Source organism: Shimia sp. Alg240-R146 (assembly GCF_947331465.1).
GTDB lineage: Bacteria > Pseudomonadota > Alphaproteobacteria > Rhodobacterales > Rhodobacteraceae > Shimia.
In genome coordinates this window covers 542,797-569,716 of the sequence record NZ_CAMZOK010000001.1, presented here as the reverse complement: position 1 = coordinate 569,716, position 26,920 = coordinate 542,797, and the positions used below count along the sequence as shown (strand labels likewise).

General features: G+C 56.8%; 26 protein-coding genes. 10 read left to right on the top strand and 16 right to left on the bottom strand.

What is annotated here, in order from left to right:
* Positions 1–70: 70 nt before the first annotated feature.
* The 4 genes from PG871_RS02720 to PG871_RS02705 form a co-directional block, all read right to left on the bottom strand.
* Complete coding sequence (locus PG871_RS02720; protein WP_270725706.1) at positions 71–1,192, bottom strand: hypothetical protein; 1,122 nt, start codon at positions 1,190–1,192, stop codon at positions 71–73.
* Entirely contained in the window at positions 1,189–1,695 is a 507-nt protein-coding gene (locus PG871_RS02715; protein ID WP_270725704.1) for a DUF4279 domain-containing protein, read from the bottom strand. The genes PG871_RS02720 and PG871_RS02715 overlap by 4 nt, the downstream gene beginning before the upstream one ends.
* On the bottom strand, positions 1,692–2,768 hold the full coding sequence (locus PG871_RS02710; RefSeq protein WP_270725702.1) for a hypothetical protein: 1,077 nt from the start codon (positions 2,766–2,768) through the stop codon (positions 1,692–1,694). The genes PG871_RS02715 and PG871_RS02710 overlap by 4 nt, the downstream gene beginning before the upstream one ends.
* Positions 2,769–2,916: 148 nt before the next feature.
* Positions 2,917–3,369, bottom strand: a complete 453-nt coding sequence (locus tag PG871_RS02705; RefSeq protein ID WP_270725700.1) for a MarR family winged helix-turn-helix transcriptional regulator — start codon at positions 3,367–3,369, stop codon at positions 2,917–2,919.
* Between the two features lie 121 nt (positions 3,370–3,490).
* Here PG871_RS02705 and PG871_RS02700 point away from each other — a divergent pair, with 121 nt between their 5' ends.
* Both PG871_RS02700 and PG871_RS02695 read left to right on the top strand, forming a co-directional pair.
* Complete coding sequence (locus PG871_RS02700; RefSeq protein WP_270725698.1) at positions 3,491–3,916, top strand: organic hydroperoxide resistance protein; 426 nt, start codon at positions 3,491–3,493, stop codon at positions 3,914–3,916.
* An 81-nt stretch (positions 3,917–3,997) separates the two neighbouring features.
* Entirely contained in the window at positions 3,998–4,969 is a 972-nt protein-coding gene (locus PG871_RS02695; RefSeq protein WP_270725696.1) for a P1 family peptidase, read from the top strand.
* Positions 4,970–4,981: 12 nt separating this feature from the next.
* On the opposite strand, the gene PG871_RS02690 is transcribed toward PG871_RS02695, so the two are convergent.
* Positions 4,982–5,764, bottom strand: a complete 783-nt coding sequence (locus PG871_RS02690; RefSeq protein WP_270725694.1) for an alpha/beta hydrolase — start codon at positions 5,762–5,764, stop codon at positions 4,982–4,984.
* A gap of 186 nt (positions 5,765–5,950) precedes the next feature.
* On the opposite strand from PG871_RS02690, the gene PG871_RS02685 reads away from it, so the two are divergent.
* On the top strand, positions 5,951–8,140 hold the full coding sequence (locus PG871_RS02685; RefSeq protein WP_270725692.1) for an esterase-like activity of phytase family protein: 2,190 nt from the start codon (positions 5,951–5,953) through the stop codon (positions 8,138–8,140).
* 52 nt (positions 8,141–8,192) lie between these two features.
* Here the strand turns inward: PG871_RS02685 and PG871_RS02680 are convergent, their stop codons facing one another.
* The 6 genes from PG871_RS02680 to PG871_RS02655 form a co-directional block, all read right to left on the bottom strand.
* Positions 8,193–9,404, bottom strand: a complete 1,212-nt coding sequence (locus PG871_RS02680) for an MFS transporter (RefSeq protein WP_270725690.1) — start codon at positions 9,402–9,404, stop codon at positions 8,193–8,195.
* A gap of 139 nt (positions 9,405–9,543) precedes the next feature.
* Entirely contained in the window at positions 9,544–10,017 is a 474-nt protein-coding gene (locus PG871_RS02675) for an Hsp20 family protein (RefSeq protein WP_270725688.1), read from the bottom strand.
* A gap of 121 nt (positions 10,018–10,138) precedes the next feature.
* Positions 10,139–10,942 carry a trypsin-like serine peptidase gene (locus tag PG871_RS02670; protein WP_333559652.1) on the bottom strand — a complete coding sequence of 268 codons (804 nt, stop codon included), beginning with the start codon at positions 10,940–10,942 and terminating at the stop codon, positions 10,139–10,141.
* A 92-nt stretch (positions 10,943–11,034) separates the two neighbouring features.
* On the bottom strand, positions 11,035–12,357 hold the full coding sequence (glcF, locus tag PG871_RS02665; RefSeq protein ID WP_270725686.1) for a glycolate oxidase subunit GlcF: 1,323 nt from the start codon (positions 12,355–12,357) through the stop codon (positions 11,035–11,037).
* 86 nt (positions 12,358–12,443) lie between these two features.
* A complete protein-coding gene (gene glcE / locus PG871_RS02660) occupies positions 12,444–13,550 on the bottom strand; it encodes a glycolate oxidase subunit GlcE (protein ID WP_270725684.1) in 1,107 nt (368 codons plus the stop codon).
* 78 nt (positions 13,551–13,628) lie between these two features.
* Positions 13,629–15,068, bottom strand: coding sequence for an FAD-linked oxidase C-terminal domain-containing protein (locus PG871_RS02655; RefSeq protein WP_270725683.1), 1,440 nt, complete (start codon positions 15,066–15,068; stop codon positions 13,629–13,631).
* Positions 15,069–15,154: 86 nt separating this feature from the next.
* Here PG871_RS02655 and PG871_RS02650 point away from each other — a divergent pair, with 86 nt between their 5' ends.
* Positions 15,155–15,853 (top strand): DUF599 domain-containing protein, encoded by a 699-nt coding sequence (locus tag PG871_RS02650; protein ID WP_270725681.1) that lies wholly within the window; start codon positions 15,155–15,157, stop codon positions 15,851–15,853.
* A 97-nt stretch (positions 15,854–15,950) separates the two neighbouring features.
* Here the strand turns inward: PG871_RS02650 and rlmH are convergent, their stop codons facing one another.
* The 3 genes from rlmH to PG871_RS02635 all read right to left on the bottom strand — a co-directional run bounded on the left by rlmH (position 15,951) and on the right by PG871_RS02635 (position 18,390).
* Positions 15,951–16,427 (bottom strand): 23S rRNA (pseudouridine(1915)-N(3))-methyltransferase RlmH, encoded by a 477-nt coding sequence (gene rlmH / locus PG871_RS02645; protein ID WP_270725679.1) that lies wholly within the window; start codon positions 16,425–16,427, stop codon positions 15,951–15,953.
* A gap of 46 nt (positions 16,428–16,473) precedes the next feature.
* Complete coding sequence (gene rsfS, locus PG871_RS02640; protein ID WP_270725678.1) at positions 16,474–16,821, bottom strand: ribosome silencing factor; 348 nt, start codon at positions 16,819–16,821, stop codon at positions 16,474–16,476.
* Between the two features lie 168 nt (positions 16,822–16,989).
* Positions 16,990–18,390, bottom strand: coding sequence for a mechanosensitive ion channel family protein (locus PG871_RS02635; RefSeq protein WP_270725677.1), 1,401 nt, complete (start codon positions 18,388–18,390; stop codon positions 16,990–16,992).
* Positions 18,391–18,661: 271 nt separating this feature from the next.
* Between PG871_RS02635 and leuC the strand changes: the two genes are divergently transcribed.
* The 3 genes from leuC (at position 18,662) to PG871_RS02620 (ending at position 21,467) form a co-directional block, all read left to right on the top strand.
* Positions 18,662–20,068, top strand: coding sequence for a 3-isopropylmalate dehydratase large subunit (leuC, locus tag PG871_RS02630; RefSeq protein WP_270725675.1), 1,407 nt, complete (start codon positions 18,662–18,664; stop codon positions 20,066–20,068).
* A complete protein-coding gene (gene leuD / locus PG871_RS02625) occupies positions 20,068–20,673 on the top strand; it encodes a 3-isopropylmalate dehydratase small subunit (protein ID WP_270725673.1) in 606 nt (201 codons plus the stop codon). Before leuC ends, leuD begins: the two co-directional genes overlap by 1 nt.
* A gap of 77 nt (positions 20,674–20,750) precedes the next feature.
* A complete protein-coding gene (locus tag PG871_RS02620) occupies positions 20,751–21,467 on the top strand; it encodes a barstar family protein (RefSeq protein ID WP_270725671.1) in 717 nt (238 codons plus the stop codon).
* Between the two features lie 39 nt (positions 21,468–21,506).
* Here the strand turns inward: PG871_RS02620 and PG871_RS02615 are convergent, their stop codons facing one another.
* Complete coding sequence (locus PG871_RS02615) at positions 21,507–22,718, bottom strand: TsoY family (seleno)protein (RefSeq protein ID WP_270725669.1); 1,212 nt, start codon at positions 22,716–22,718, stop codon at positions 21,507–21,509.
* 428 nt (positions 22,719–23,146) lie between these two features.
* Here PG871_RS02615 and PG871_RS02610 point away from each other — a divergent pair, with 428 nt between their 5' ends.
* Both PG871_RS02610 and PG871_RS02605 read left to right on the top strand, forming a co-directional pair.
* A complete protein-coding gene (locus PG871_RS02610) occupies positions 23,147–23,980 on the top strand; it encodes a hypothetical protein (protein ID WP_270725667.1) in 834 nt (277 codons plus the stop codon).
* Positions 23,981–24,060: 80 nt separating this feature from the next.
* Positions 24,061–25,011: an endonuclease/exonuclease/phosphatase family protein gene (locus PG871_RS02605; protein WP_270725665.1), complete on the top strand. Its 951-nt coding sequence runs from the start codon at positions 24,061–24,063 to the stop codon at positions 25,009–25,011.
* Here PG871_RS02605 and PG871_RS02600 read toward each other — a convergent pair.
* Entirely contained in the window at positions 24,978–25,889 is a 912-nt protein-coding gene (locus PG871_RS02600) for an epimerase (RefSeq protein WP_270725664.1), read from the bottom strand. The two genes, PG871_RS02605 and PG871_RS02600, sit on opposite strands and share 34 nt — an antisense overlap.
* 88 nt (positions 25,890–25,977) lie before the next feature.
* Between PG871_RS02600 and PG871_RS02595 the strand changes: the two genes are divergently transcribed.
* Complete coding sequence (locus PG871_RS02595) at positions 25,978–26,874, top strand: LysR family transcriptional regulator (RefSeq protein ID WP_270725662.1); 897 nt, start codon at positions 25,978–25,980, stop codon at positions 26,872–26,874.
* Positions 26,875–26,920: the final 46 nt, after the last annotated feature.

The following is a 26,920-nucleotide window of genomic DNA, read 5'->3' as shown; positions in this document are numbered from 1 at the left end:
TCAATTTTCCTCTTGCTTCAAATATCCGCGCCGCAGGCTTGGCCCAAGGGGCCGATCACTTGCAGCCGACTTAATACCTCAACACCCGCCCCTGCGGGCTCACCACATATTTCGTAACCGAGCCAAACCCCCGCGGGTTCAGCTCCTCCAGCGCCTGAAACGGCCGCTGTGGCAGAATGATCGACCGTTCCATGCTGGTCGCGCCCAAATCCGCGCCCCGCCCTGAGAATGGATCAAGCGCAAACACCTGCCGCTCCACGGTGCCAAACCAGCCGGACCGCTCGTCCTTAACCTGCTCGGAGTGCAAATCCTCGGTGGTCCAGGCCAGCGTCCAATCCTCGCCTTCCGGCGCACGCGCCGCTTCCAGAACTTCACGGATCGGCCCGCTTTGACGGGTAAAGGCACTGGAATACATCGGCCCCACATGAATGCGCCGCAGCCGCTTGGGGTGCAGATCGTCAAAACTCTCGTCAAACCCCTTGGCAATGGTCACGAGCTTCAACCCGCCCACCGCCTGTGCCATCAGGTGCGCCTGCACTTCTGGCCAGCGTCGCTCATCCTTGGGCAAGGCCCGCCGTCCGGTGTCCTCCACATCCATCAGATAAATCGTCGGCAGGTTGTTTTGACTGTCATAGACCGCCCAATGGATCATGTACTGCCGCCGCCGCTCTGACAGGTTGCCCTGCCATTGCACTTCGGGATGGTTTTGCGCCCAGAACAAATGTCCCTTCAGCAACTCCTCGTAATACAGCCGCTGGCTCAGCGCGAATTGCAACTTTGTGGGAATTTCCTGCTCCCCCACAATCACGCGTAGCATCTCATCTTTGAGCGTTTCTGTGTCCGGCATATTGCGCAAATGGCTCTCGGCCTGCTGCGCGTCATTGGCCATGACCAGCAACTCATTGAACACCGGAAAGCCGCTCTCCACCGCATCCATCGCCAGACTGCCGAAAAAATGCCCCGTCTCGCGACCCACCAGCAGGTACTTCATGCTCAGGGCTTTGAAGGTATAGCCGATCGCCACCAGATAGCGGGTCAAAATCTTGACCTCATCATCCCCGATCGCACCTTCAGCCGCCCGCGCCGCCGCCACCTGCGTCAGGTGCTCGGTGATGCGCTCAAACTTCTGAAAATACCGCCGCGACGCGCGTGTTTCCATCAAAGCGGTGTGGTCTTTGGTGGTGTCGTTCAATTCGTTTCTCCGGATTGCAACGCCATCAACGAGCGCGCCTCAACAAGTGCATCGTGTGGGTCGGTCAAACCATAGAGGTCAAACTCCAAGCCCAAATCCAAATCCGAGATTTGCCGCAAAACATCTGAATTCAGAGAAAGACCCATGCTCTGGGCGTTGTGACTTACGCAAACAATCGCACAACGAAATCGATCGTCCAAAGACCTCAAAACCTCCGCGTTTTGTTCCAGTTTTTCGAGCAACGTAAGAATGTGACTCGTTAGCGTTTCACTCTCCTTAAGGCCACTTTCAAACTGCAAAGACGACTCCTGACGGCGAAATTTTCGCCCTCTTCTTTCCACCAAATCGCCTCTGTTCCAGAACCGTATGGGCGTCATCTCAAGCCGATTTTCCAGCTCACCCAAAAGCTGCTCCGATGTCACTCGAAAGTAGGCATACTGGCGATCCTCCTGAGCATCACGGACGCACTCATTGAAGGCGAATTCATTCGGATCTGGCATCATGCCCCATACAAGTTCTTGTCGTGCTTCTCGACGATCTTGGCAAACCGCCGTGCAAAACGCTCATCCGCTTTGGCCTTCGCTTCCAGTACATCACGCGCAAACACCATGTGCTCCTCATGGGCTTCCATCATGTCCGCCATCTTCTGGTTCGTCGCCGTTCCGATCGCCGCCATCGATGCCTGCGCTTCTTTATCGGTTTCCACGCCAATTTCATTGATGCGGTGGGCAATGTCTTGTTGCTGTGCCGTCTTCAAAGATTTGGTCAACGCATCATAGAGCACCACCCGCTGCTTGGTGTCCGTTTGCAGCTTGTTGATCAACACCATCTGCGTCGCCGCCTGGTTTTGCAGTGAATCGACCCAGGTCTTGCCCTTCTCGATATAGCGCTCCAGCGTTTGCGATTTCGCCAGCTTGACCTGCTCCTGCTGCACCAACTCATTGTAGGCCTTGTTCAGGTCCGCCAACTCAGTCTCAAGCTTGGTGCGCGCTGCTGCGTCCTGTTCAACCGAAATCTTGTTCTCAAGTGCGATGATCTTGGGATCCATACCCAAAATCTCCGCCCGCAAGGTTTCCAGTTCCCCCACCGTGAATTCCCGCTCATCCAGCGTCTCAGTCAGGTTGGTCTCAACCTTGACTTTCTGCTCTTCCAACACACCAAGTTGACCCTGCAACAGCTGGGTAATCACATCCGATTTCGCGATCAAATCTTGCAATTTGTCGTCGATATTGGCGGTCTTGATCCGCTCCGCTCGCAGGCTCTCGGATTTTCCACGACTAAAGATGCCAACAAAACTCTCCCAGCCGGTTTTATCGCGCATCTGGTCAAAATCTTTGGAAAACGCCGCCGTCACATCGTCCAAACCCATAATTAGTTCGGCAATGTTGGCGTTCATCACTTCGGTATGTGCATGCACATCGTCCAGCGTCGCGTTTTCAATATCGATGGCGACATCTTCGCCTGTTTTCATTTTGGCCCGCGCCGCATCGATCCGGCCTGTCAGCTCTGCAATCTTTGCCTGCGTTTCCTCAACCTGTGCCTGAGATTCCCGCACCTGCGCGTCGAAATTCGCCATGAAACACTTCCTCTTTTCAAATCCTTGAGGCCGATATGGGCAATGTTACGCCCATTTACATCCTGCCTCGCTTCTATTCGGGCGAAGTGTTGCAAATGCGCACGACAAAAGAAAGTCCGCAGGGGAATTCACCGCAAAGATGAATGGATTAATCCGCTGCCAGATTATGCGCCGCCAATCCGTTGCGCAGTTTGCGCAATTCCAACAACAGCGCCTTCAATTCGGCTTCCGGCATACCGGTTGCATCCGCCACACAAGTGCCAATGCCTTTGGCCTCATGGCGCAAAGCGTCGCCAGCCTCGGTCAACGACACCCGCACGCGGCGTTCGTCGTCGGCATCGCGCTTGCGCAATACAATTCCGGCCCTTTCCATACGCTTAAGAAGCGGCGTCAATGTGCTGCTTTCCAGCCCCAGTTGCCCCCCAATGCCATTCACCGTCTGGCCGTCATTTTCCCACAAAAGGATCATCACCAGAAACTGCGGATAGGTCAGCCCCAGGGGCGCCAGCAACGACTTATAGAGCCGCGAAAAGGCGTGTTCGGTGCTGTAAACTTCGAAACATAGCATTTGGTCGAGGATGGATTTGGACGGTTCTGACATGGGCGACTCCTTGCAGGCAAAATAAATCGTCCACGATTAAATCGCAAGGCCTTGACGAATCGCAGTCCGCTAAATTACATCGCTAGCAATTAAATCGCACACGACTGAAATGGAGGCACTCATGCTCACGACCACACTCTACACAACATCCGCCACCGCAACCGGAGGCCGCGAAGGCCGCGCCCTAAGTGACGATGGCAAACTCGAAGTCTCCCTCTCCACACCCAAAGCTTTGGGCGGCGCGGGCGGCGACGGCACCAACCCCGAACAGATGTTTGCCGCCGGCTACGCCGCCTGTTTCCTCTCTGCGATGAAATTCATTGCCATGCAGCAAAAAATCGCCCTGCCCGAAGACGCAGCCGTCACTGCGACCGTCGGGATTGGTCCGCGTGAAGACATCGGGTTTGGACTTGAGGTTGGATTAAAAATCAACTTGCCCAGCGTCGAGACCGCCGTGGCACAAAAACTGATGGAAACCGCCCATCTGACCTGCCCCTACAGCCACGCCACCAAAGGCACACTCAGCATTTCGCCAGAGCTGGCATAAGCCAATCAAGGCCGTCTCAAACGGGCGGCCTTGTTCCTTTGGATCGGGGCGTTACTCTGGACCCAACCAAAGGAGATCCCCATGCAGACCGGTCCCAAGAACCTGATCACCGATGTTGCCGGCCTGCGGGTCGGAAATGCCCAAGATAACCACATCAAAACCGGCTCAACCGTGTTGGTGGCGGACGAACCTTTCACCTGCGGCGTATCGGTCATGGGCGGAGCTCCGGGCACACGCGAAACCGACCTGCTTGCACCAGACAAATCCGTGCAACAGGTCGATGCGCTTACGTTGTCAGGCGGCTCGGCGTTTGGGCTTGATGCGTCGTCGGGCGTGGCAGACGTGCTGCGCCAAATGGGGCGCGGTTTTGCTGTGGGCGATCAGAACGTGCCAATCGTGCCGGGCGCAATCCTGTTTGATCTGCTCAATGGCGGCGACAAGGCCTGGAGCGAAAACCCATACAAAGCCCTAGGCGCTGCTGCACTGCAATCGGCGACTGACGATTTTGCACTCGGCTCCGTCGGCGCGGGCACCGGCGCCACGCTTGCCAGCCACAAAGGCGGATTGGGCTCAGCTTCCATAATGCTGCCGTCCGGTCACACCGTTGGCGCCTTGGTCGCTGTAAACGCCTTGGGCGACGCCAGCCCGGACGGCACCCACTTGTGGGCCGCACCTTGGGAAATCGACTCAGAATTTGGCGGTCGCGGCCTGCTGACCAACGCGCCCAAAGGGTGGCCAAAAACCAAACTCAGCAGCCACAACACGACAATCGCCATCGTCGCGACGGACGCTGATGTTTCGCAAGCCGTTTGCACCCGCATCGCCACCGCAGCGCACGACGGTATGGCCCGCGCTTTGGTGCCGTCTCATACACCAATGGATGGTGATCTGATCTTTGCGGCTTCAACCAATGCAAAGCCGCTGACAGATCCGGCAACCGACGCCTTGATGCTCGGCCACGCCGCCGCGACCTGTCTCGCCCGCGCAATTGCACGGGGCGTCTGGGCCGCCACTCCGGCGGACGGTGACACACTTCCCTGCCTTAACGCCTAACCGCGTTTCCGCTTAGCCAGCAAACAGCGTACGGCAAAGATCGCTGTCGGCATCCGCCAACGCATCGATCACATCAAAATGGTGCTTGCCGCCGACCACAATCCGGTCGCAGCCCCAAGCCTCGCTTAACCACTCGGCCTGATCGAGAAAAACAGGCCTCTCAGCCGCCCCAACCACAACCGTGACCTCCACATCATCGCGCGGCGACAACAGCGCCGGGCTCTCAGCGATACATTCCACCTCATCCAGCTTCAGTTCGACATTCATTGTGGTCTGCATAAGGGGCCTCAAGTCCGACACCGGCGAGATTGGCACAGACCGCACCACCCGCGCCGCCACATTCTCCGGCAAGACACCCGAACAAACAGCCCGCGCAACAAGATGCCCGCCTGCAGAATGCCCCGCCAGAACGATCGGTCCCGCAACCTCGCCCGCCGCATGCGTGATGGCCGCGGCAATCTGCTGCGTGATCTCTGAAATCCGCACGTCGGGTGCCAGATCATATGATGGCATCGCCACCGCCCAGCCACGCGCGCGTGCGCCCTGTGCAAACGCGCTCCAGAAAGACTTGTCAAACCGCAGCCAATAGCCGCCATGCACAAAAACCAGCAGACCCTTTGGTGTGCCTTCGGGCAGCATCAGATCGTAGACTTCCCGCGCACCGGTGCCATAGGCCACATCAACCCGCGCCGCCGACTCGTTGCGATAGGTTGCAGCCTCTTTGGCCCAGCGATCCGGATAGGCATCTGCACCCTCTATATAGGCCGCGTTGGCATAGGCATCGTCCCAATCCATCAGTCTCTCCCCATCTCTGATTTGTCGCGCAGAATGGGGCACAGAGACAAAGATCACAAACCTTCTTTGCCCCCTCTTCAGCCGAAAATGCGGACGCGGATTTCACAAATCTGTCACCGCCGCGATACCGACGTTTTGCACACGCGATACAGCACCGACAAAGACAATCCCAAAAGGAGACCTTTGATGTCGCTTCGTACCCTTTGCCTGACTTCAGTCGTGGCGTTGGTTGCCTCTCAGGCCGCAGCCGAGATGAACTTCAACCGCATCGCGTCTTTTCCCGTGGTCAAAAACATGGCCGCCGGTGAAGACACCAACCGCGAAACTTCGCCAGAAATTATCGCCGCTACGGCCGACGGCATGACACTGGTTTACACCGACAGTCCACTGGGCGCGTTGGGTCGCATCGACATCACCGACCCGGCCAACCCGCAGCCGCTGGGCAACATCGCCCTAACCGGTGAACCGACATCCGTGGGCATCGTTGGTGACCTCGCCATCGTCGGCGTCAACACCTCCGAAAGCTATACCGCGCCGTCTGGCATGCTGCAGTCGATCAACATCGCCGATGGCACCGTCACCAACAGCTGCGACCTCGGCGGCCAACCGGATTCGGTTGCCGTAGCACCCGATGCAAGTTTTGTGTCTGTAGCGATCGAAAACGAACGTGACGAAGACCTCAACGACGGGATTATTCCACAAGGCCCAGCCGGATTTCTGGCGATGATAGAGCTGACCGAAGACGGACAGTTGGACTGCGCTACATTGGCCAAAGTTGATCTTACCGTCCTCGCCGACATCGCTCCATCTGATCCCGAGCCCGAATTCGTCTCGATCAACGCATTGGGTGAAACTGTTGTTACTATTCAGGAAAACAACCACCTTGTGGTTGTTGCCAAAGACGGCACTGTGCAAAATCACTTCTCCGCCGGTGCGGTTGATCTAGAAGGCATTGACGCGACGGATGAGCGCGGCGCGTTGATCTTCACCGAAAGCCAACAGGGCCGCAAACGCGAACCTGATGCGGTGACTTGGATCGACGATGCCCACTTTGCCACCGCCAACGAAGGCGACTACGAAGGTGGTTCGCGCGGCTGGACGATCTTTAACAAAGACGGCTCCGTTGTGTACGAAAACGGCACCGAGTTTGAAAAAGCCATCATCGAAATCGGCCACTATCCTGACAAACGCTCCGATAGCAAAGGTGTTGAGCCCGAGAGTGTGACTTTCGCCAAATTCGGCGACACCCCTTACGTCTTTGTCGGTGCGGAACGTGCCTCGATTGTGGGTGTGTATGACGTAACCAACCCCGCCGCACCGGTGCTGAAACAGCTGCTGCCGTCGGGTGTTGGCCCCGAAGGTTACGTCGCAATCCCTGAGCGTAATCTGTTGATTTCGGCGAATGAAAAAGACCTGATCGAAGACAACGGCGCCCGCGCGCACGTTATGATGTTTGAATATCAGAACGCGCCTGCCTCTTACCCGCATCTCACATCCGCCGGCACCGATGAGCTGATCGGCTGGGGTGCATTGTCTGGTCTTGTGGCTGACAAGGACGGCATCCTCTGGGCGGTCAACGATAGCTTTTATGGCTTCCAGCCGTCTATCTTCAAGATCGACACCAGCCACACTCCGGCGCGTATCGTTGACGTGATCCGCATCCATCGTCAGGACGGTCACCCAGCGCAGAAACTGGATCTCGAAGGCATCACGCTTGACGGCAAGGGGGGCTTTTACGTCTCTTCCGAAGGTCGCACCGAACGGGTGATCCCTCATGCGATCTATCACGTGTCGGCCGAAGGCATGATCAAGGACCGCAAGGGCGAGATCGGCCTGCCAGCAGAATTGATGGCGGTTGAGAAACGCTTTGGTTTCGAAGGCATTACCAAGATCGGCGACACCCTTTGGATGGCCGTTCAGCGGGAATGGAAAGACGATCCAAAGCACCATGTCAAACTGGTGTCTTACAACCTTGAAACCAAGGAGTGGGGTGCGGTGCATTATCCCAAAGCGGAACCAGCCACGGGTTGGGTTGGCCTTTCGGAAATCGTCGCACACGGTGATTGGGTCTATATCGTGGAGCGTGACAACCAGCACGACTTCCGCGCAGTGACCAAGAAAATCTATCGCGTGCCGGCTTCCGAGATGGTGCCTGCACCTTTGAGTGGTGACTTGCCGGTTGTCAGCAAATCTCTGGTACGTGATCTGCTGCCTGACCTGACCTCTACCGGCGGCTATGTATTGGACAAAGTCGAGGGTTTGGCCATCTCCGAAGACGGGACCGCCTTCATGGTCACCGACAACGACGGTGTCGACGATCACTCCGGTGAGACGATCTTCCTCAACCTCGGCAACATCGAACCCGCTGCCAACTAATCGTTTCTGTGAACTCGCAAGATGGCCCCGGCGTTCATACGTCGGGGCCTTTTTATTGGTAAATTCGCCGAAAGTGCATGAACAAGAGATAACCTGCCACAAGTGCCGTAGAAGACGCGCCAGTCAGGATCAGCGCCAACTGAAGTCCAATCGCATCTGCCAAAATCCCCATCATTCCAGCACCCAATGCCGACCCACCCGCGGCGATCACGGCCCACAGGCTCATGACCCGACCGCGCATGTCGTCCTCAAGATCAATCTGAATGGCCGTCTGTGTTGATATCGCGGTGACCGTTGTGACAAATGACATCGCCGCCGCCACCAACAAGGCGCTTTCCCAGGTTGGGGCATACCCAAGGCCAACGACCATCGCGAGCCCCAGCACAATTGCCAGTCGGGTCGACAACGGCAGGCGGCCTGGTTCCTGCGGAGGCAACAATGCTTGTGAAAACCCGCCTAAAATGGCGCCTGCGCCGGTCGCGCTCATCAGAATACCAAGGCCGCTGGCGCCCTTGTCGAAAACACCGTCGGCGAGAGGTGGCAACACTTCCAATGCGCCGCGCGCCACGAGCGCCAGAACTCCGGCAACGAACATTGCCTCCCGCACCGAAACCGTCCGCCAGACATACTTCAAACCTGTGGCCAAAGCTTGAAAAAAAGGTTCCTGCGCACTGCCGGTGTCGCGCCGAGGGCGCAAGGAAAGGCGTGACAAAACGAAGATATAAGGCAGAAACAATACCCACTGCACCAACAACGTATGCGCCACGCCAATCTGCGCAATCAAAACGCCGCCCACAGCGGGGCCAATCATTCGTGCGATGTTAAAATTGATCGCCACAATGGTGACGACAGAGCCGACGTATTCCCGCCGCACAAGCCTTGGGGTCAGCGCCATCCGGACCGGATGGTTTGCCGCCATCACCACGCCGAACAACAGCGAGAACAGGACCAAAAGAAACGGAGAGGCCGTTCCCGATGCCACTGTCGCCCAAAGTGCCGCCGACAAACCGGCATTCAGGATTTGCACCACCAAAACCGCGCCTTTGACGTTCATTCGATCGACCCAGACACCAAACAGCGGCGACAGCACGATCGACGGCGCGAACAGGAAGAACGCCACAGCCCCCACCATAGTGGCGGATTCGGTCATCTCCCACGCAAGCCAGCCCACTGTGATGCGTTGCATCCAGATTGCCAGCAGGCCAAAGGCCGAGCCAAACACATAAGCGCGGAAGTTGTTTGATTTCAAAGCGCCCAGATTCACACGCGGCTCCTGTTTCAGGTAGGGCGCGACATTGGCCCGTGAGCGCGCGAACCGCAACCACACAAACAAAAAACGCGCACCCCATTTGTGGGATGCGCGCCTGACAGCAAGGGGAGGATTGCTTCGTCAGTGGTTTGATTTAATTGACGGCCTTGGTCTCAACCACGTCTTGCTCGACAGCTTTTGCTGCGCCATTGGCAATCTCGATCCGCCGTGGTTTCAGTGCTTCGGGAATCTCACGCTGCAGATCGATGTGCAGCATACCGTCGGTGTGGCTTGCGCCTGTCACGCGTACGTGGTCAGCCAGATGGAAGCGACGCTCAAACGCGCGGGTGGCGATGCCACGGTGCAAAAAGGTCTTATCAGTGTTTTCCGCGCCCTTGTTCGCAGTCACCAGAAGGGCGTTCTCCTTGACCTCGATGCTCAGATCATCGGACGAAAAACCAGCGACGGCCAGCGAGATCCGGTAGGCGTCGTCCGCAGTTTTTTCAATGTTGTAGGGTGGGTAGCTCGGCTGGGAAACATCGTTGGTCAGAACCCGATCCATCAGGTTTGCAATTTGGTCAAAGCCAACTGACGAACGGTACAGCGGTGCGAAATCATACGTGCGCATAGGGTTATCCTTTACATAAGCGACAACAGATGTGTGCCTTCCAAGAACGGACAGGCAATCAGATACGGGACCCATCTTTGGCGCCCCGATACAGTGTCATTTGGGAAAGGATTTCTGGGTTTCAACCCCCGTTGGGTCGCACAAATTTCGCACCCGTGCTATTGCGATCCTCAAGCGAGGTCGTGGACCTATCAACCACAACGGGTTCTTGCGCCATGACCGCCTGCAACTCCGAAAGCGTGAAATCCAGCGCTGTGCCCAAGGCCACTTTTTCGCCGTTGAGTTCTGCTTTGGCCGCCACAACCGACGCGATACGGGTTTGCCCGTTTTCGCTCACAAAGACCGGCGCGCCACTGCTGCCAAAATCAATGTCACACGACAAGACGTAGACGCCCCGATGGCGACCGAGCACGCGACAGGTTTCCTGAAACGAGGGCGCGGCGTCGCGACCCACAGCATAAGAAACGACGCCGATTTCAGATCCCTTTCGCAACCGGCCAGCTGTCTCAAACGGTGCGATCTGAGTGTTGCGGATCGGGTGGTACAATTCCAGCAGGGCAATGTCGCTCTGTGCCCGCGTCATCAACTCGTCCTGACCAAAGGCATAATCCGGATGCACCACGGCACGCCGTACTTTTCGATAGGCCTCCGCACGTCCGTTGCGCCAACCAGCGCGGAATTCCACCGCGCTCAGGTCACGTGCCTCGCCAGTGTTGCGGTCAAACAGGCAATGCGCCGCTGTCAGAACCTTGTCCGGTGCGATTAAAGCACCGGTACAAAAGCCGCGCCCGTCAAATTCCAGTCGACCAACCGCGCCCCAGCCTTTGCTGGCTTCGCCTGTGTCCAGTCGGCGCAGACCTGAATCCTCTGCCGAAACAACAGAGGCCATCAGAAAGATCAGCAAAGATGCAAAAAAACGGGACACCACACGCTCCTATTTGTACCTTCCCAAACGCGTACCGCCATCTCTAGGCAGAATTGAGGCAGCACCTTGTCGCGCGTGGCTCTTTCTCAAACTCATCGCAGTATCGGGATATCCGGCACCTGTTTTCCCGGTTCCGTCAATGCTCTGGGCTGTGGCCCGCCTGTTGCCCAATCCAAAAGCTCAACAGTGTGCACAATCGGGACATCGGTCCCTGACCCGATTTGCATCATACAACCAATGTTGCCAGCGGCGATAATGTCCGGATTTTTCGCCTCTAGAGTTTGTACTTTCCGCTCTTTGAGCTGACCGGAAATCTCGGGCTGCATCAGATTATAGGTCCCGGCTGAGCCACAGCAAAGATGGCTATCAGCCGGCTCCACCACCGTAAATCCTGCACGCTTCAACAGATCTTTGGGGAACGTCTTGATCTGTTGCCCGTGCTGCAGCGAACAGGCCGCATGATAGGCCACCACGGTCTCTTTGGTCGCTCCTTCGGGCAGATCAAGTTGCATCAGTATTTCTGATACATCCATCGCGATGTCACTGATCCGCGTCGCGTCTTCTGCGAGCGGATCATTGCGGAACATATGCCCATAATCCTTGACCGTCGTGCCGCAACCCGAGGTGTTGATCACAATCGCATCCAGCCCGTCGCCATCGAGTTCCGCACACCAGGCCCGGATGTTTTTTGCGGCTGTCGCATGGCTCTCATTTGCCTTGCCCATATGATGTGTGAGCGCCCCACAGCAGCCTGCGCCTTCGGCAACAACAACCTCGCACCCCAGCCGAGTCAGCAATCGAATGGTGGCGTCGTTGATATCAGTATTGAGCGCCTTTTGAGCGCAACCGGTCATCAAAGCGACGCGCTTCTTGCGCGCACCGTCAGGGACAAAACTCTGCGGATCGTCGTTGCGGCTCACAGGAGGAATGGATTTTGGCGCCATATCCAACATCGCCCGCAAGCGCGCATCCGGCATCAGAAACCGAAAAGGCCGCCCAAGCTTGGCACCTATCAACGCCCAGCGAAACCGCATCGGATACGGCAGAATGCGCGCCAGCAGCCATCGCAATGCACGATCCGTGAAAGGCCGCTTGTATGTGGCCTCGATATACTCCCGCGCATGGTCCACCAGATGCATGTAATGCACCCCACTCGGGCAGGTCGTCATACAGGCCAAACAGCTCAGGCAGCGGTCTATGTGCATAACCGTTTTTGCATCCGGCACACGCTCGTTCTCAAGCATATCCTTGATCTGATAGATCCGCCCGCGCGGGCTATCAAGCTCATCGCCCAACACCTGATACGTCGGGCACGTTGCTGTGCAAAATCCGCAATGTACGCATGCGCGCAAAATCTCATTGGCACGCTGAACGCCGGGATCTTCAAGCTGTTTTTCCGTGAATGTCGTCTGCATGATCTATTCCGCTTGAATTGGCTGGTCGGAGGCATCGCGCGACCCGCCGCCTTCGTGTTTGAAAACCAGATCTCGAATGTGGCGGGTCATCCCATCAAACCCGGATTGAGAATACCGCGCGGGTCAAACTTTGCCCGCAAATCTCTGGAAAGGGCGGCCAATGGGGCCGGTTCGGGATGAAACACCGGGACGTGTTTGCGCATTGCCTCGGAGGCTTTGACCATCGTGGCATGTCCGGACACTTCCAAAACCGCCGCTCGCAAATCCAACTCGTCAGGCACATCCACCCAAATCAACCCGCCGCCCCAATCGCAAACCGCGTTGGGGTTGCCCAGTTTCTGCAACACTGCCGGTGCATCCGTGGGCTTAACGGACAGCCGCCAGATCGTGCTGTCTCCACCGGTCAATGCCGTCAAATCACGCACATCCCGCCACAGGGCAGCGCTCTTGTCGCCTTCGACAACAGACCAGCCCTGGCAGGCGCCAGACTGCAATTGCGTCGCTCTATATCGGACAGAGCTGTCCAACCCTTCGAGCCTAACGAAGGCCTTGCCATCTTCGCTAACGAAGGCCGCGCCGCTGACATCAAAAGGCGACCCCAACGCCGCCGACAAGGCTCCTACTGCCCTCTCTGCTGTCAAGCCCTCTGCGACAAGCGTTGCTTCGGTCTCTGGAACGGCCTGCACTTTCAGGCTGACTTCGGTCATCACGCCCAAGGTACCCCAACTGCCGGCCATAAGTTTCACAAGGTCATATCCGGTGACATTTTTCATCACCCGCCCACCGTTCTTCAAAACGCGACCGGCTCCATCGACAAACCGCACCCCCAAGAGGCTGTCCCGACACGCCCCAACCTGAATGCGCCGCGGCCCACTGACATTTGCAGCCACCACGCCACCAATCGTCGAATTCCCACTGGTGCCCAGCAGCGCGCGATGATCCATCGGTTCAAACGCCAACCGTTGGCCTTCGGCAGCCAATGTCGCCGCGACATCCTGCAAAGGAGTTCCGGCCTGCGCCACCAAGGTCAGCGCGCCCGGTTCATAAAGCGTCACGCCACTAAGACCCGAAGTCCGCAGAACGTCGCCCTCGACCAGCGCTCCGATGTCGCGTGTGCCGCCGCCTTGAATGCGTAACGCACCAGTCGCGCCAACAATCATGTCAGCAACTTCAGTTTCATGTTCAGGTGTCATCATGTTCTCTATGGCCCCAAATACCCCGGGGGAGTCACAGCCCGCTGTGACGGGGGCAAAGCCCCCTTCCCCGTCCCATTATTCCGCCGCGATCCGCCGTGTCGCGCTGGCATCCAGCGGAAACACTTTTGCAGGATTCAAAAGCCATTTTGGATCAAACACATCTTTGATCGCCATCTGTATCTCAAGATCGTCCGGCTCGTATTGGTCCACCATCAAATCACGTTTTTCGATGCCGACACCGTGCTCACCGGTCAGGCAACCGCCAACCTCGACACAAAGCCGCAAAATGTCGGCGCCAAAGGCTTCGCATTTCTCCAGATCGCCGGGCTTGTTGGCATCAAACAAGATCAGGGGGTGCATATTGCCGTCCCCCGCGTGAAACACATTGCCCACGTCCAATCCATACTCTTTGGACAACTCGCCAATCCGGCGCAGAACATGCGGCAACTGACTAACGGGGATGGTCCCGTCCAGACACATGTAGTCGTTGATTTGCCCCATTGCCCCAAAGGCCGACTTGCGTCCCAACCAGATCCGCGCGCTTTCTTCGGCGCTCGTGCTTTCCCGCAGCTCCACAGGATTGTGCCGACGTGCGATTGCCAAAATTCGTTCCAGCTGAGCGTCAATTTCGGCATCTGATCCTTCAACTTCTACAATCAGCAAAGCTTCACAATCCGGATAACCCGCGCCTGCAAAGGCCTCGGTAGCGCGAATGCAGGGACGATCCATAAACTCGATCGCCACCGGCAGGATACCTGATTTGATGATGTCGCTCACGCACTGGCCAGCCACTTCGTTGCTGTCAAAGCCCATCAACACAGGCCGCGCGCCCTCGGGTTTGTGCAGAATACGCAAAGTCGCTTCGGTCACGACGCCCAACTGCCCTTCCGAGCCGCAGATCACCCCGAGCAGGTCCAGACCCGCGGCATCCAGATGCGCGCCACCAATCTCGACGACCTCACCGTCCATCATGACCATTGTAACGCCCATGAGGTTGTTGGTGGTCACCCCGTATTTCAGGCAATGCGCACCGCCGGAGTTCATCGCGATGTTGCCCGCGATGGCGCAGGCCAGTTGGCTTGACGGATCAGGTGCGTAAAAGAAACCGTCCTCCTCAACTGCGCCGGACACGCTCAGATTTGTGCGCCCTGTCTGCACCCGAATGAAGCGGTTGTCATAGTCGGTTTCCAACACGTCATTCATCCGCGCCACGCCAAGGATAACTGAATCAGCCGTTGGCATTGCGCCTCCTGCCAACGATGTCCCGGCGCCGCGCGGCACCACGGGCACGCCTTCGTCATGACACACCTTAAGAACGTCAGAAACTTCTTGGGTTGTGGTCGGCAACACGGCTGCCAAGGGCGGGCATCGGTACGCCGTCAACGCGTCGCACTCATAGGCGCGCGTCTCCGCTTCGTCAGAAATCACTGCGTGCGCAGGCAACACCTGATGCAACCGCGCTACAATCCTGTCCTTGCGCGCCAAAATGGCGCGATCCGGGTCTGGCATCTGCATGACCGGAACCTCCCAATAATTGGTAAACAAATATAACCAATTTTGCCGACTGGCAAGACCTTTGCGTTGCCGCTACTGTGTCTTTCATGTTTTGGACGCACTGGATTTCCCATTTTGACGCGCTGGATACACTGGCTTTGACGATGCTCGTGATCGGTTGGCTTGGTGTTGGATACATCATTGAAAACCCTCCGAAAAACCGCCCCTCTGTGTCCAGGATGATGTCGTTTTATCGGCGTGAATGGATGTTGCACTTGGTGGACCGCAACACACGCGTTTTTGACGCGCAGATCGTGTCCAACCTACGTCAAAGCACGGCGTTTTTCTCGTCCACATCGATGATCGCCATTGGTGGTTTGTTGGCGTTGATGGGCAACCCAGAGCGCGTCGCGGGCATTGCGCGCGACCTCGCCCAAACACCCGAATCGCAGGTGGAAATCGAGATTAAACTGGCCGTAATCCTGATTTTTCTGGCCAACGCTTTCCTGAAATTTGTCTGGTCTCACAGGCTGTTTGGCTATTGCGCAATCCTGATGGCCGCCGTGCCGAACGACGCATCAAATCCGACGGCGTTGCCCCGCGCTGAAAAGGCGGCAACGGTCAATATCACCGCTTCGCGCAGCTTTAACCGCGGGCTTCGGGCGGTCTATTTTGCGATGGCCTGCTTAACTTGGCTGTTTGGCGCACAGGCGCTCATTGTTGCCTCTGTAGTCACGGTTTTTGTGCTCGCGCGCCGGGAATTTGCCTCTCAAAGCCGCGCTGCTTTGCTGCAAGAACCACGTTAAAAATCGCTGTCTGTATCGCGTCGGCATCACGTCGGTATTGCGACGGTGTCATTTTCAGCAGTGATTCTGACGGCCTGCGCGGCACAGCCCCATGTCGTTACACCCGATGATACGGCGCACCCGCCAGAATGCTGGCGGCACGATACAGCTGTTCGCCCAGCATCACCCGCGCCAACATGTGTGGCCAAACCATTTTACCGAAACTCAGCTTGGCATCCGCTTGCGCGCGCAGGCTTGGGTCGATCCCGTCCGCGCCACCAATCACAAACGCCACATCTCCACGCCCGTCATCGCGCCAACCGCCCAGCATGTTGGCAAACTCGGGTGAACTCATCAGCTTGCCACGCTCATCCAGTGCGCAAATCACGGCCCCGCGTGGAATCACACCCTGCAAAAGAGGGGCCTCCATCGACATGCCGCCGCCTTTGCGATCTTCGACCTCATGCACCGCCACAGGGCCAAGGCCCAGCGCACGGCCCGTGCGATCAAATCGTGTCAGATAATCGTCAAGAAGGTCACGCTCGGCACCAGACCGCAGCCGACCCACGGCGCAGATATGCACCTTGAGTGCCATTCATGTTCTCCTCGGCCGCCCCACGGCGGCCACTCACGTCAGTCGATCACGCGGTGCGCGCAGGCAGCCACATTTTCTCGAGCTGATAGAACTCCCGAACTTCGGGACGGAAGACATGCACGATCACATCGCCGGTGTCGATCAACACCCAGTCGCCGGTTTCTTTGCCTTCGACTTTGGCAAAGCGGCCAAATTCGGTTTTCAGGCGTTCCACCAGTTTCTCGGCAAGAGCGATCACCTGACGCGAAGAGCGCCCGGAACAGATCACCATGTAATCACCGATCGACGTTTTACCGCGCAGATCAATCTGCACGATCTCTTCGGCTTTGTCTTCGTCGAGAGAGGAGAGGATGCGGGCCAACAATGCGTCGCTGGTCGCACCTGTGTCGTCCAAAACAGGTGTTGGACGGGGTTCAGCAGCCTTGGCCACGTCTGAGTTCAAAGACAGAATTCTGCCCTCCTGGTTTGCGCACCGCAGTGCCCCGGTGCCGGGCGTAATTTCAGAATAGCACCCCCTGACGCCATTCTCAACGAAAGGCAAGTGCCAACGGCAAGAAATTGATCACGTTTGCGGAGGTGTTGCCTGATCACTAAGCAACCGCACCTCGCGTTGTGGAAACGGCAACGAAATGTCATGCGCCTTGAACGCGTCCCAGAGCGCCAAATAGACATTGCCGCGAATATTGGTCAGCCCACCGGTCGGATCCTCGATCCAGAACCTCAAGATATAGTCGACGCTGCTGTCGCCATATCCTGTAATGTGGCAGACTGGCGTCTTCGGGTAGCTTAGAACCCGATTAACCGTTTGCGCCGCTTCCACCGCAATCTTGCGCACCAAATGCGGATCGTTGCTGTAAGAGGTGCCAAAGAAGATATCGAGTCGCACATACCTGTCGGAATGAGACCAATTCACCACTTGATTGGTGATCAGATCCTCATTCGGGATCAGGAACTCTTTGCCATCGCGCGTGACCACGCTGACATAGCGGGCGCCCAGTGAGTTGATCCAGCCAAATGTTTCGCCCAGAGATATCACGTCACCGGGCTTGATCGACTTGTCCATGAGAATGATCAGGCCAGAGACCAGGTTGGAAACGACTTTTTGCAAGCCAAAGCCCAGACCGACGCCAATGAAGCCGGTCAAGAAGGCCAGTCCCTGCAAATCAAAGCCAATAATTTTGAGGCCAATAAAGAATGCGGCCGTGTAGAACAACACTTGCAAAAGTTTGCCAAACAGCACCCGCATTGACGGAGAAATGTCTTCACTCCGCTTCAGTCGGCTGTCCGCTTTGCGTGCTGCCAGACGTGTGATGGCAAATGTCAGACCGAGCAAGACTGCTGCTTGGGCGATCATCCACAGCGAAATACGTGTCTCGCCGAATTCCAGCGCCATGCTGTCCATCAGCTGTACCGTCTCGTCGCGCAATCCGGTGATTACAAGCGTGACCCAGATCCACAGCCCATAGCGCAAAAATGCGCGCAGAGTCGGGTTGATCACGACGCGTAGCACTGCGACGACTACCAGCCACGCCAGCGCAAGGTTGCCAATCATCACCAAGATATATGAGCGACTTGGCCACGTCACCGATAGCATCGCCCAGATCACGATCCAGATCAGAACAACAAAGATGATCAACGCCATGCGGCGATGCACCATCACCCCATAGCGATATCGCAACTTGGACCAGCCATCGCGGGTTTTCAGCCAGTCATAAAACCGCGGTTTCACCAAATGCGTCAGACCCAGCGCCAAAAGCAACAGCACCACCGCAATGATCACCTGATAAGCCGCCCATGGCCGCAGCAACCCTTCGAGAAACCCCTGCACCTGATCCCAGATCGTCAGAGCGATCTCTGTCGTTTCCGCACCTGTGCCTTGGGGCTGCACTTGCGCCTCGGCCCCCGCAATGCGGTCGAGCTCCGATGTCTGCACGCCGCCGGTATCTGTTGCGTCTTCTTCCATTGGCTTCACTTTGGCACGACAATTGCGTTTTCGGCAACTTACCTTCAATTCAAGATGCACAATTGCGGGATGCGCTTGAAGGAATCTGCGCAAGCCTGTAGGGGAGGGGCATGAAACGCATCTACGATATTGCTGACCACGCCTTTTTGCCTTGGCGCTTCTTCGGTCAATCCAAGTCAATAATCGCCGCGCTATGAGCTTGGGGCGCAGCGAAGCTGTGCCTTTCTGAAAGCCAAACTTTCTAGCTACCCCAACAGAATGGAGAGGACCCATGTCCCCCAAGACGCTCTATGACAAAATCTGGGATGCCCATGTCGCCCACGAGGCCGACGACGGCACCTGCCTGCTTTATATTGACCGCCACCTCGTGCACGAAGTCACCAGCCCGCAAGCTTTTGAGGGTCTGCGCATGGCCGGTCGTGGCGTGCGTGCGCCGGAAAAAACCATCGCTGTGCCAGATCACAACGTGCCCACCACACAGGGCCGCAACGATCCCAGCCAGATGACCGAAGAGAGCCGCATTCAGGTTGAAGCGCTCGACAAAAACGCCAAGGAATTTGGCGTGCATTACTATCCCGTTTCTGACGTGCGTCAGGGCATCGTGCACATCGTTGGCCCCGAACAGGGCTGGACCCTTCCCGGCATGACCGTTGTGTGCGGCGACAGCCACACCGCGACGCACGGCGCCTTTGGTGCGTTGGCCCACGGCATCGGCACATCCGAGGTAGAGCACGTTTTGGCGACGCAGACGCTGATCCAGAAGAAATCCAAAAACATGAAGGTCGAGATCACCGGCAAACTGAAGCCTGGTGTGACCGCCAAAGACATCACGCTGGCCGTGATTGGTGAGACCGGCACAGCTGGCGGCACCGGCTATGTCATCGAGTATTGCGGCGAAGCGATCCGCGATCTGTCGATGGAAGGCCGTATGACCGTCTGCAACATGGCCATCGAGGGCGGCGCCCGCGCTGGCCTTATCGCGCCAGATGACACCACATACAACTATGTCAAAGGCCGTCCCCATGCGCCCAAAGCCGGTGCGTTTGAGCAGGCTCTGGAATACTGGAAAACACTCTTTACCGACGAAGGCGCGCATTTTGATAAGGTTGTGACGCTCAAGGGCGAAGACATCCAGCCGGTTGTCACTTGGGGCACCTCGCCCGAAGACGTTCTGCCGATCACTGGCGTTGTGCCACACCCCGAAGATTTCGAAGGCGGCAAAGTCGACGCGGCGCGTCGCTCGATTGACTACATGGGTCTCACACCCGGCCAGAAGCTGACCGACATTGAGATCGACACCGTGTTCATCGGGTCGTGCACCAACGGCCGTATCGAGGATTTCCGCGCTGTGGCCGAGGTGGTCAAAGGCAAGAAGATCAAAGACGGCATGCGGGCGATGATCGTTCCGGGCTCCGGCCTTGTACGGGCGCAGGCCGAAGAAGAAGGTCTGGCGGATATTTTCCGCGAGGCAGGCTTTGAATGGCGCCTTGCTGGCTGTTCCATGTGTCTGGCCATGAACCCCGACCAACTTTCGGAAGGAGAGCGTTGCGCGGCAACGTCGAACCGCAACTTCGAAGGTCGTCAGGGTTACAAAGGCCGCACCCACCTTGTGTCGCCTGCGATGGCGGCAGCGGCTGCACTGACTGGCAAGCTGACTGACATTCGGGAGATGATGTAATGGAAAAGTTCGAAACCCTCTCCGGCATTGCGGCGCCTATGCCACTGGTGAATATCGACACCGACATGATCATACCCAAGGTGTTCTTGAAATCGATCAAGCGCACCGGCTTTGGTGCGAACCTGTTTGACGAGATGCGGTTCAACCGCGACGGCACCGAGATCGCTGATTTTGTGCTGAACAAACCACAGTATCGCGAGGCGCAAATCCTTGTGGCGGGTGATAACTTTGGCTGTGGTTCTTCGCGCGAACACGCGCCTTGGGCGATCGCGGATTTTGGCATCAAATGCGTGATCTCCACGTCATTCGCCGACATCTTCTTCAACAACTGCTTCAAGAACGGCATCCTGCCGATTGTCTTGCCGCAGGAACAGGTCGACCTGTTGATGAAAGACGCCGAAAAAGGCTCTAACGCACGGATGACTGTGGATCTGGAAGCACAGGAAATCACCTCGTCGGATGGCGATGTGATCCCGTTTGAAGTTGATGCGTTCAAAAAGCAGTGCTTGATCAATGGTCTGGATGACATCGGCCTGACCATGGAAAAGGTCGACGCGATTGATGCGTTTGAAGCCAAAGCGGACGCAGCGCGTCCTTGGGTGTAGGCGCACAATCACTTGATTGACTTGACCCCGCATAACCGCTCAGGTTGTGCGGGGTTTTCTTTTTGAGGTGTAGTTCATTGCTGAATAAGTGGTTTTCACGCAGGAGCCGTGTTGAGCGCATTCACGAAGAAATAAACGCGTTAATCGGGATTTTGGAAGGTTCACAGGGTCGTGTGTTTTGGGTACGCGAACTGTGCAGCTTGTTGAAAATCTCAAACGAAACCCGACTTTGTTATGCCGTCCGGGCCATGTACGGCGGAATGGGATCCTTTAATGACATTCTTTTCCACGAATTGAATAGCGATGCCGGAACAGAAACCGAACTGGAAGAAAAGAACAGGCTGTTCAGCCGACATAGTAGCGCGCTTTATCTGCTCACGGAGCAGCACAACAAAAGGAGCACCAAACCAATTCGCCTAACTAAAGTTGCGAATAAGGACCTTGGCAAGTCAATGCAGCAATATCTAAAGAGCGGTTACGTGATTCATACGGTTCGCTGTGGTGATCAGGACCACATGTTGCGCGATTTCGCTGAAGCACTCGAATGGAAGAAACACTTCGGCTATTGTCCTCAAAAGCTAAATCTTGACGCGCTAAACGATGCCTTTTGCAATGTCCCCAATAGGGACAAACCGCGTTTGGTTTTGGTTCTGGAACAGTTCGAAGAATGCCGCAAACGAAACGCCGCACAAGCTGCTGCTTTGGTCGAAATATTTGAAGACAACATGACCGAGGCCAAAAACCATGGCTTCGATCTGCTTGTGGTAGATGTGCAGGATGGAAAAGTCGTGTAAAGCCAGCGATCATACTCGCTCGCTGGCCAAAGGTTTAACTTACTCCGCAGGCACAGCCACCTGGCGGTCATCGCGCCCCATGTGTTTGGCGTTGAGCTTGAATACCAGCCAGATCATCGAGACCTGCAGGGCAATCGCCACCGCCGATATCGCCAGATAGATCAGCGAGAATTTGTCCACGAGGCCACTCGCCACCAGCCCTTTGTTCAGCCAGAAATGCAGCATCACCGACAGCGCCACACCGGGGCAGACCAGCGCGTAGGATCCGGCAGATTTGGCGTCACCCGTGATGTAGGTGCCGACATAGCCAAAGCCCCGCAGAACGGTCAGACCCAAGGCCAGAACCGCAAGCTGTACCATCAGCAGGGTTGTCAGCATCGAGAAGGTCGCGCCTGCGCCGCCGTGCACGTCAAAATGCACGTGCATGCCATGGCTCTGGCGCAGCCAGGCGATGGTGATCACGGTGATCAATGGCACAATCACCAGAAGCGTCGGCGCGCTTTCGGCTGTGGCACCGTGCTCCATCATCGACCGCAGACCAAGGATCACGTTGGCAAGGGCCAATAGGATCGCGACAACGATAAAGAAGCTCGACAGGATAAAGGACAGGCCGACAACCACAGGCAGGCTGCTCATTGCGGCGGGGGCGGCAAGACCCACGCCAACCATGGCAAAGGCAAAAGCCGGAAGCACCTGTGCAAAGCTGTTGTTTTTGGCGCAATCAAACCCGCCTTTGACCATCACCCGGCCGAAAAAGTCGCGCATAATCATGAGCCCGTAAGCGCCGATGGCGATGAATGCGATCATTGCGAGCGGGAACAGGAATTCAACCACGCCCCAAAGGCCGGGTACAAACACCAAACCAATGATGAAACCACCGTTCACCACCATCGCCAGCGCCAGCGGAATGGCCATCAGCTGTGTTTCCGCGTTGGAGGCGCGCAGGGCTGTGTAAGCATCGGTCTTGCGGAACTGCGACAGGCGCGACAGGTTCCAGATCAGGCTACGGATCATCAGAACCGCTAAACCGGCGATGCCCGTGACCGCGACAATGATCGCGGCCTTCAGAGCGCCGCCGCCGGATTGAAAGGCAGCAAGGATGTCTTCAAAGATCGGCACAGGCTGGCTTGGGTGGGGCACCCAGAACATAAGATACATGAAAAACGTGACCATCAGGCCACCGGCGCCGAGCGTGGCAAGAAAGTAGAGCGGCGAATAGGGCGCGCTCGCGGTGTTGGGGTGATGTGACATGGAAAAGCTCCTAAACATATTCTAAATACAGAATATGTTTTGTTGTCTTTGAAAACCTTGATCCAAATCAAAAGACCCCAGCGGTCGTGAAATGAGGCGGAAATAAGGCAGCGCAGGTGCAGGTAAACCAAAAGTCACACGTCTTCCTTGTGGAGAGGGCACCATATGCCACCAGATTTAGTATCCATCTGAGAAATCACCGTTTTTCCAAGCGGCCAATTGATGCAAACGCGCACCAGTCCCGAATCCGTCAGCAAAAAATTTACCAACTCTGAAACAAATCCTTGAGCCACGACCTGAACGGATGCCACAATAAGGCAATAATGAGGCACCCCGCCGCAATGTTGGCGGGATCAAGTTGGAAAAAGATCGTGGGCCATAAACCAAGGCCATAGAATCGCGGCGTCCAGTTTGAAGGGAAACGAGCAGTGTTTGGCAAATTTATCAGCGCGTTGACGCGGGCACTCTTGGTGGCATTGCTGTTTGCATTGCCAGCGATTCTGATGCCGACAATTAGCGCCGATGCTGTGCACATCATGTTGCTGTTCGCTTTGTTCGCCGGGATGCTGGTGTTCATTGAATACGTCTCCGCCTATCCATCGATAATTGAATTCCGCTATGCGCCCCCGTTCAACCGATTGCGCTTTCTGGCGGTGTTCCTAACGGTCTTTACCCTGTCGGTCATCGCGCGCGGCGACGCGGCGCCAAACGCCTTCACGTCCTTTTTGCACGCCTTGGGCTACATCGTCGGGGACGCCATCGACTTCCCCTATTCACCCGTGCGCCTGATGGTGATCATGTTGCCCAACAACGCCTCGGCCGAGCTTTTGTCCGAAGTGCGCACCGCGTCCGGCATGGCTTATTTGATTTCGCTGTGTACGCTGGCGATCTTCTATTTCTTTGTTCGCATTCTGGGCTGGCCCGCCCGCAATGGCGCGTTCAATGTCTGGGTCAACCTGCCGCTGTTTGACCCCACTGCAGGGGGCGATGTGCTGCCGCGCCTGCAACGGGACGGACGTCTTAACATTGCGTTAGGATTTCTGATGCCATTCTTAATACCAGCGGTTGTGCAGATGATGTCTGACCTGATTGATCCCATCCATTTGGATGATCCGCTGACATTGATTTGGACAATTACGGCATGGGCCTTTATTCCGGCCAGCATGATCATGCGAGGCATGTCGATGCTGCGCGTCGCAACAATGATCAACGAAAACCGCCGCCGCGCCTATGCGGCAGCGCGGGGCGTGCAACCAGCGTAATCTGCGCAGCGCTTGTCGCGCTGTGCTGTGCGTCCATCACCTTTGCAGACACCCTTCGGATTGCCACTTATGATGTAGAGATGTCCCGCCGAGGGCCGGGCACGTTGTTGCGCGATCTTTTGCGCGGCGATGATCAGGCGCGCGCCGTCGCGCAAATAGTGGCCCACGTCGCGCCGGACATTCTGGTATTACAGGGCGTCGATTATGACGCGGATCTACTGGCCCTGAGCGCCCTGCGGGACGTGATCTCCGAGGCCGGTCAAATGTATGATCACGTGATTGCTTTGGCACCCAACACCGGAATGCAAACAGGTTTGGACCTAAATGGCGACGGGCGATTGGGCGGGCCGGCGGATGCGCAGGGCTATGGCCGGTTTCGCGGGGCTGATGGCATGGCGGTGCTGTCGCGCTGGCCAATCCTGACGGAGGACGTGCAAGATTTTTCGCATCTTTTGTGGCGTGATCTGCCTGGGACAAAGATGCCGAAAGTCGATGGCGCACCCTTTCCCAGTGACGCGGCTCAATCCGTTCAACGCTTGTCCAGTGTCGGGCATTGGGCCGTGCCTATTGCGCATCCGTTGGGCCAAATGACCGTACTGACGTTTGCAGCGGGGCCACCCGTGTTTGACGGACCTGAGGATCGCAACGGGTTGCGCAATGCCGATGAAATCCGCTTCTGGCGACTGTTTTTAGACGGCGCGATTGGTGAGACGCCCACACAACGATATGTCATCGCGGGCAATGCCAATCTGGACCCAACTGCAGGCGAGGGACGGCGCAAGGCCATTGCTGATCTGATTTCTGACCCGCGCCTGCAGGACCCGTTGCGGCATGCGGGCCCCACGGTTGACTGGACCGATCCCACACCCGGCGATCTGCGGGTAAGTTATGTGCTGCCTTCACGCGACTGGACGGTGTCCGGCGCTGGCGTGTTTTGGCCCGCCGCGAACGCGCCGGACCATGACTTGCTTGCAATCAAAGACGTCGCCGCCAGCCGTCATCGACTGGTTTGGGTCGACATCAGTTTTTGATCCAACGGATGCATCAAGGCGGCAGGCGGCACCGCTTGGGCCAAAGCGACCTCGACCGGCGTATCCACAAAGTCAGGCAACAACGCCTCAAACCGCGTGCTGCTGAGCCGATGTGGCATATTCCAGAGGTACCGCATTTCCAGAATATACGGCGCGGGTTTCCAGAAAAGGCGTGCCATGCGGATGGGCAGCCAATTCATTTTCTTCAACGTTACCTTTCGCCCTGTGGCGGCCTCAAGCCGATCTGCCATCTGCGCGCCGGTGAGCGTGTAGCCAGGAAACGGCACATCCTCAAACCGGTTCAACGTGTCTCGTTTTTCCGCCAACATCACAGCCGCGCGACACAGGTCAGGCAAAAACGCCCATGCGTGGTCAACATCGGTTGCACCGGGATAAACAAACCTGCCCTTGGCCATTTTCGGCGCCATGATCATGTCAAACCAGTTGCCCGACGCCTCGGTATCCAGGAAATCTCCGGCCCGCAGAATGATCGTCTGCACCCCACTATCGCGGTAGGCGGTCTCCATGTTGCGGCGGACTTGGCCTAGCTTGTTCGTTGCGCGATGTGGCGTGGTAACGTCCCACGTGCCGCCGTGCCCTTCGCCATAAACATAGACATTGCCGGGTACGATGACGGTGGCATCCACGGTCTTGGCGGCGGCGACAACTTCGGCATGCAAACCCGGTACTTGCTGTTCCCAGTCATAATACTCGGGGTTCCATGCGTTCACGATGACCTGCACGCCATGCACAGCCTGACGGAGGGTATCGGTTTTGCGGTCAAATGTGCGCACAACCCAGCCCGCACGGTCAAATTGCTCTGCAGCGTTGCGGCCAAATCGGCCAGACGCGCCAAGGATCAAAACTGTCTTGCTCATATTCGTTCTCCTATCTCTGCACCCAAGATAAGACATTCGTTTTCAATTGATCATTGGCAAAAATCAAAGCTGTGATATTCATTTGTGAATGGGTACACCTCTCTCAAACCTCGACTGGTCGTTGGTTCAGTCTTTCGTGGCCGTGGCCGAAACCGGTTCTTTGTCCGCGGCTGCGCGACATCTAAACGCGTCGCAGCCAACGTTGGGGCGCCATATTCGCACACTTGAGGATCAATTGGGGCTCGAGTTGTTTCACCGTCAGGCGCGTGGATTTGAATTGACCGCCAAAGGACAGGAGTTGCTGTCTCCTGCCCGAGCCATGGCGCGGGCAATGGCGGACTTGTCCCTTCAGGCGGCGGGGCACGAAAACAAGCTCGAAGGTGATGTGCGTATCGCGTGTTCGGTGTTTATGGCGCATCACGTGATGCCCGACATCATCGCCAAAATTCGCCAGACAGAACCCAACATCAGGATCGACCTTTTGCCCTCGGACCAATCCGAAAATCTGCTATTCCGCGAGGCTGATATTGCCGTGCGCATGTATCGCCCCGAGCAGCTTGATATGGTCACGCGCCATCTTGGCGACATCACATTGGGCATGTTTGGCGCGCGCAGTTATCTGGACCGCAAAGGCATGCCGCAAACCGGCGAAGATCTGCGCCATCACGATGTGGTGGGCTATGACGCCAATGACGACATCCTGCGCGAGATGCGGGCGATGGGCATCCCTGCGACGCGGGATTGGTTTGCGGTGCGCTGTGACAATCAAACCGCCTATTGGGAGTTGGTACGCGCTGGCTGTGGGCTTGGGTTTTGCCAGACCCATATCGGCCGCAACACGCCAGGCATGCAGGAGGTGCCGCTGGATTTTCCCCTACCGAGTTTGCCAATTTGGTTGACCGCGCATGAAGCGCTGCGCCATACACCGCGGATTTCTCGTATTTGGGCCCTGTTAGAAGACGCTTTAACGCCCTTGGTTTCTTGATCTTTGCGGCCCCAACCGCTAGTCCATTGCCGACCCATATGATCAA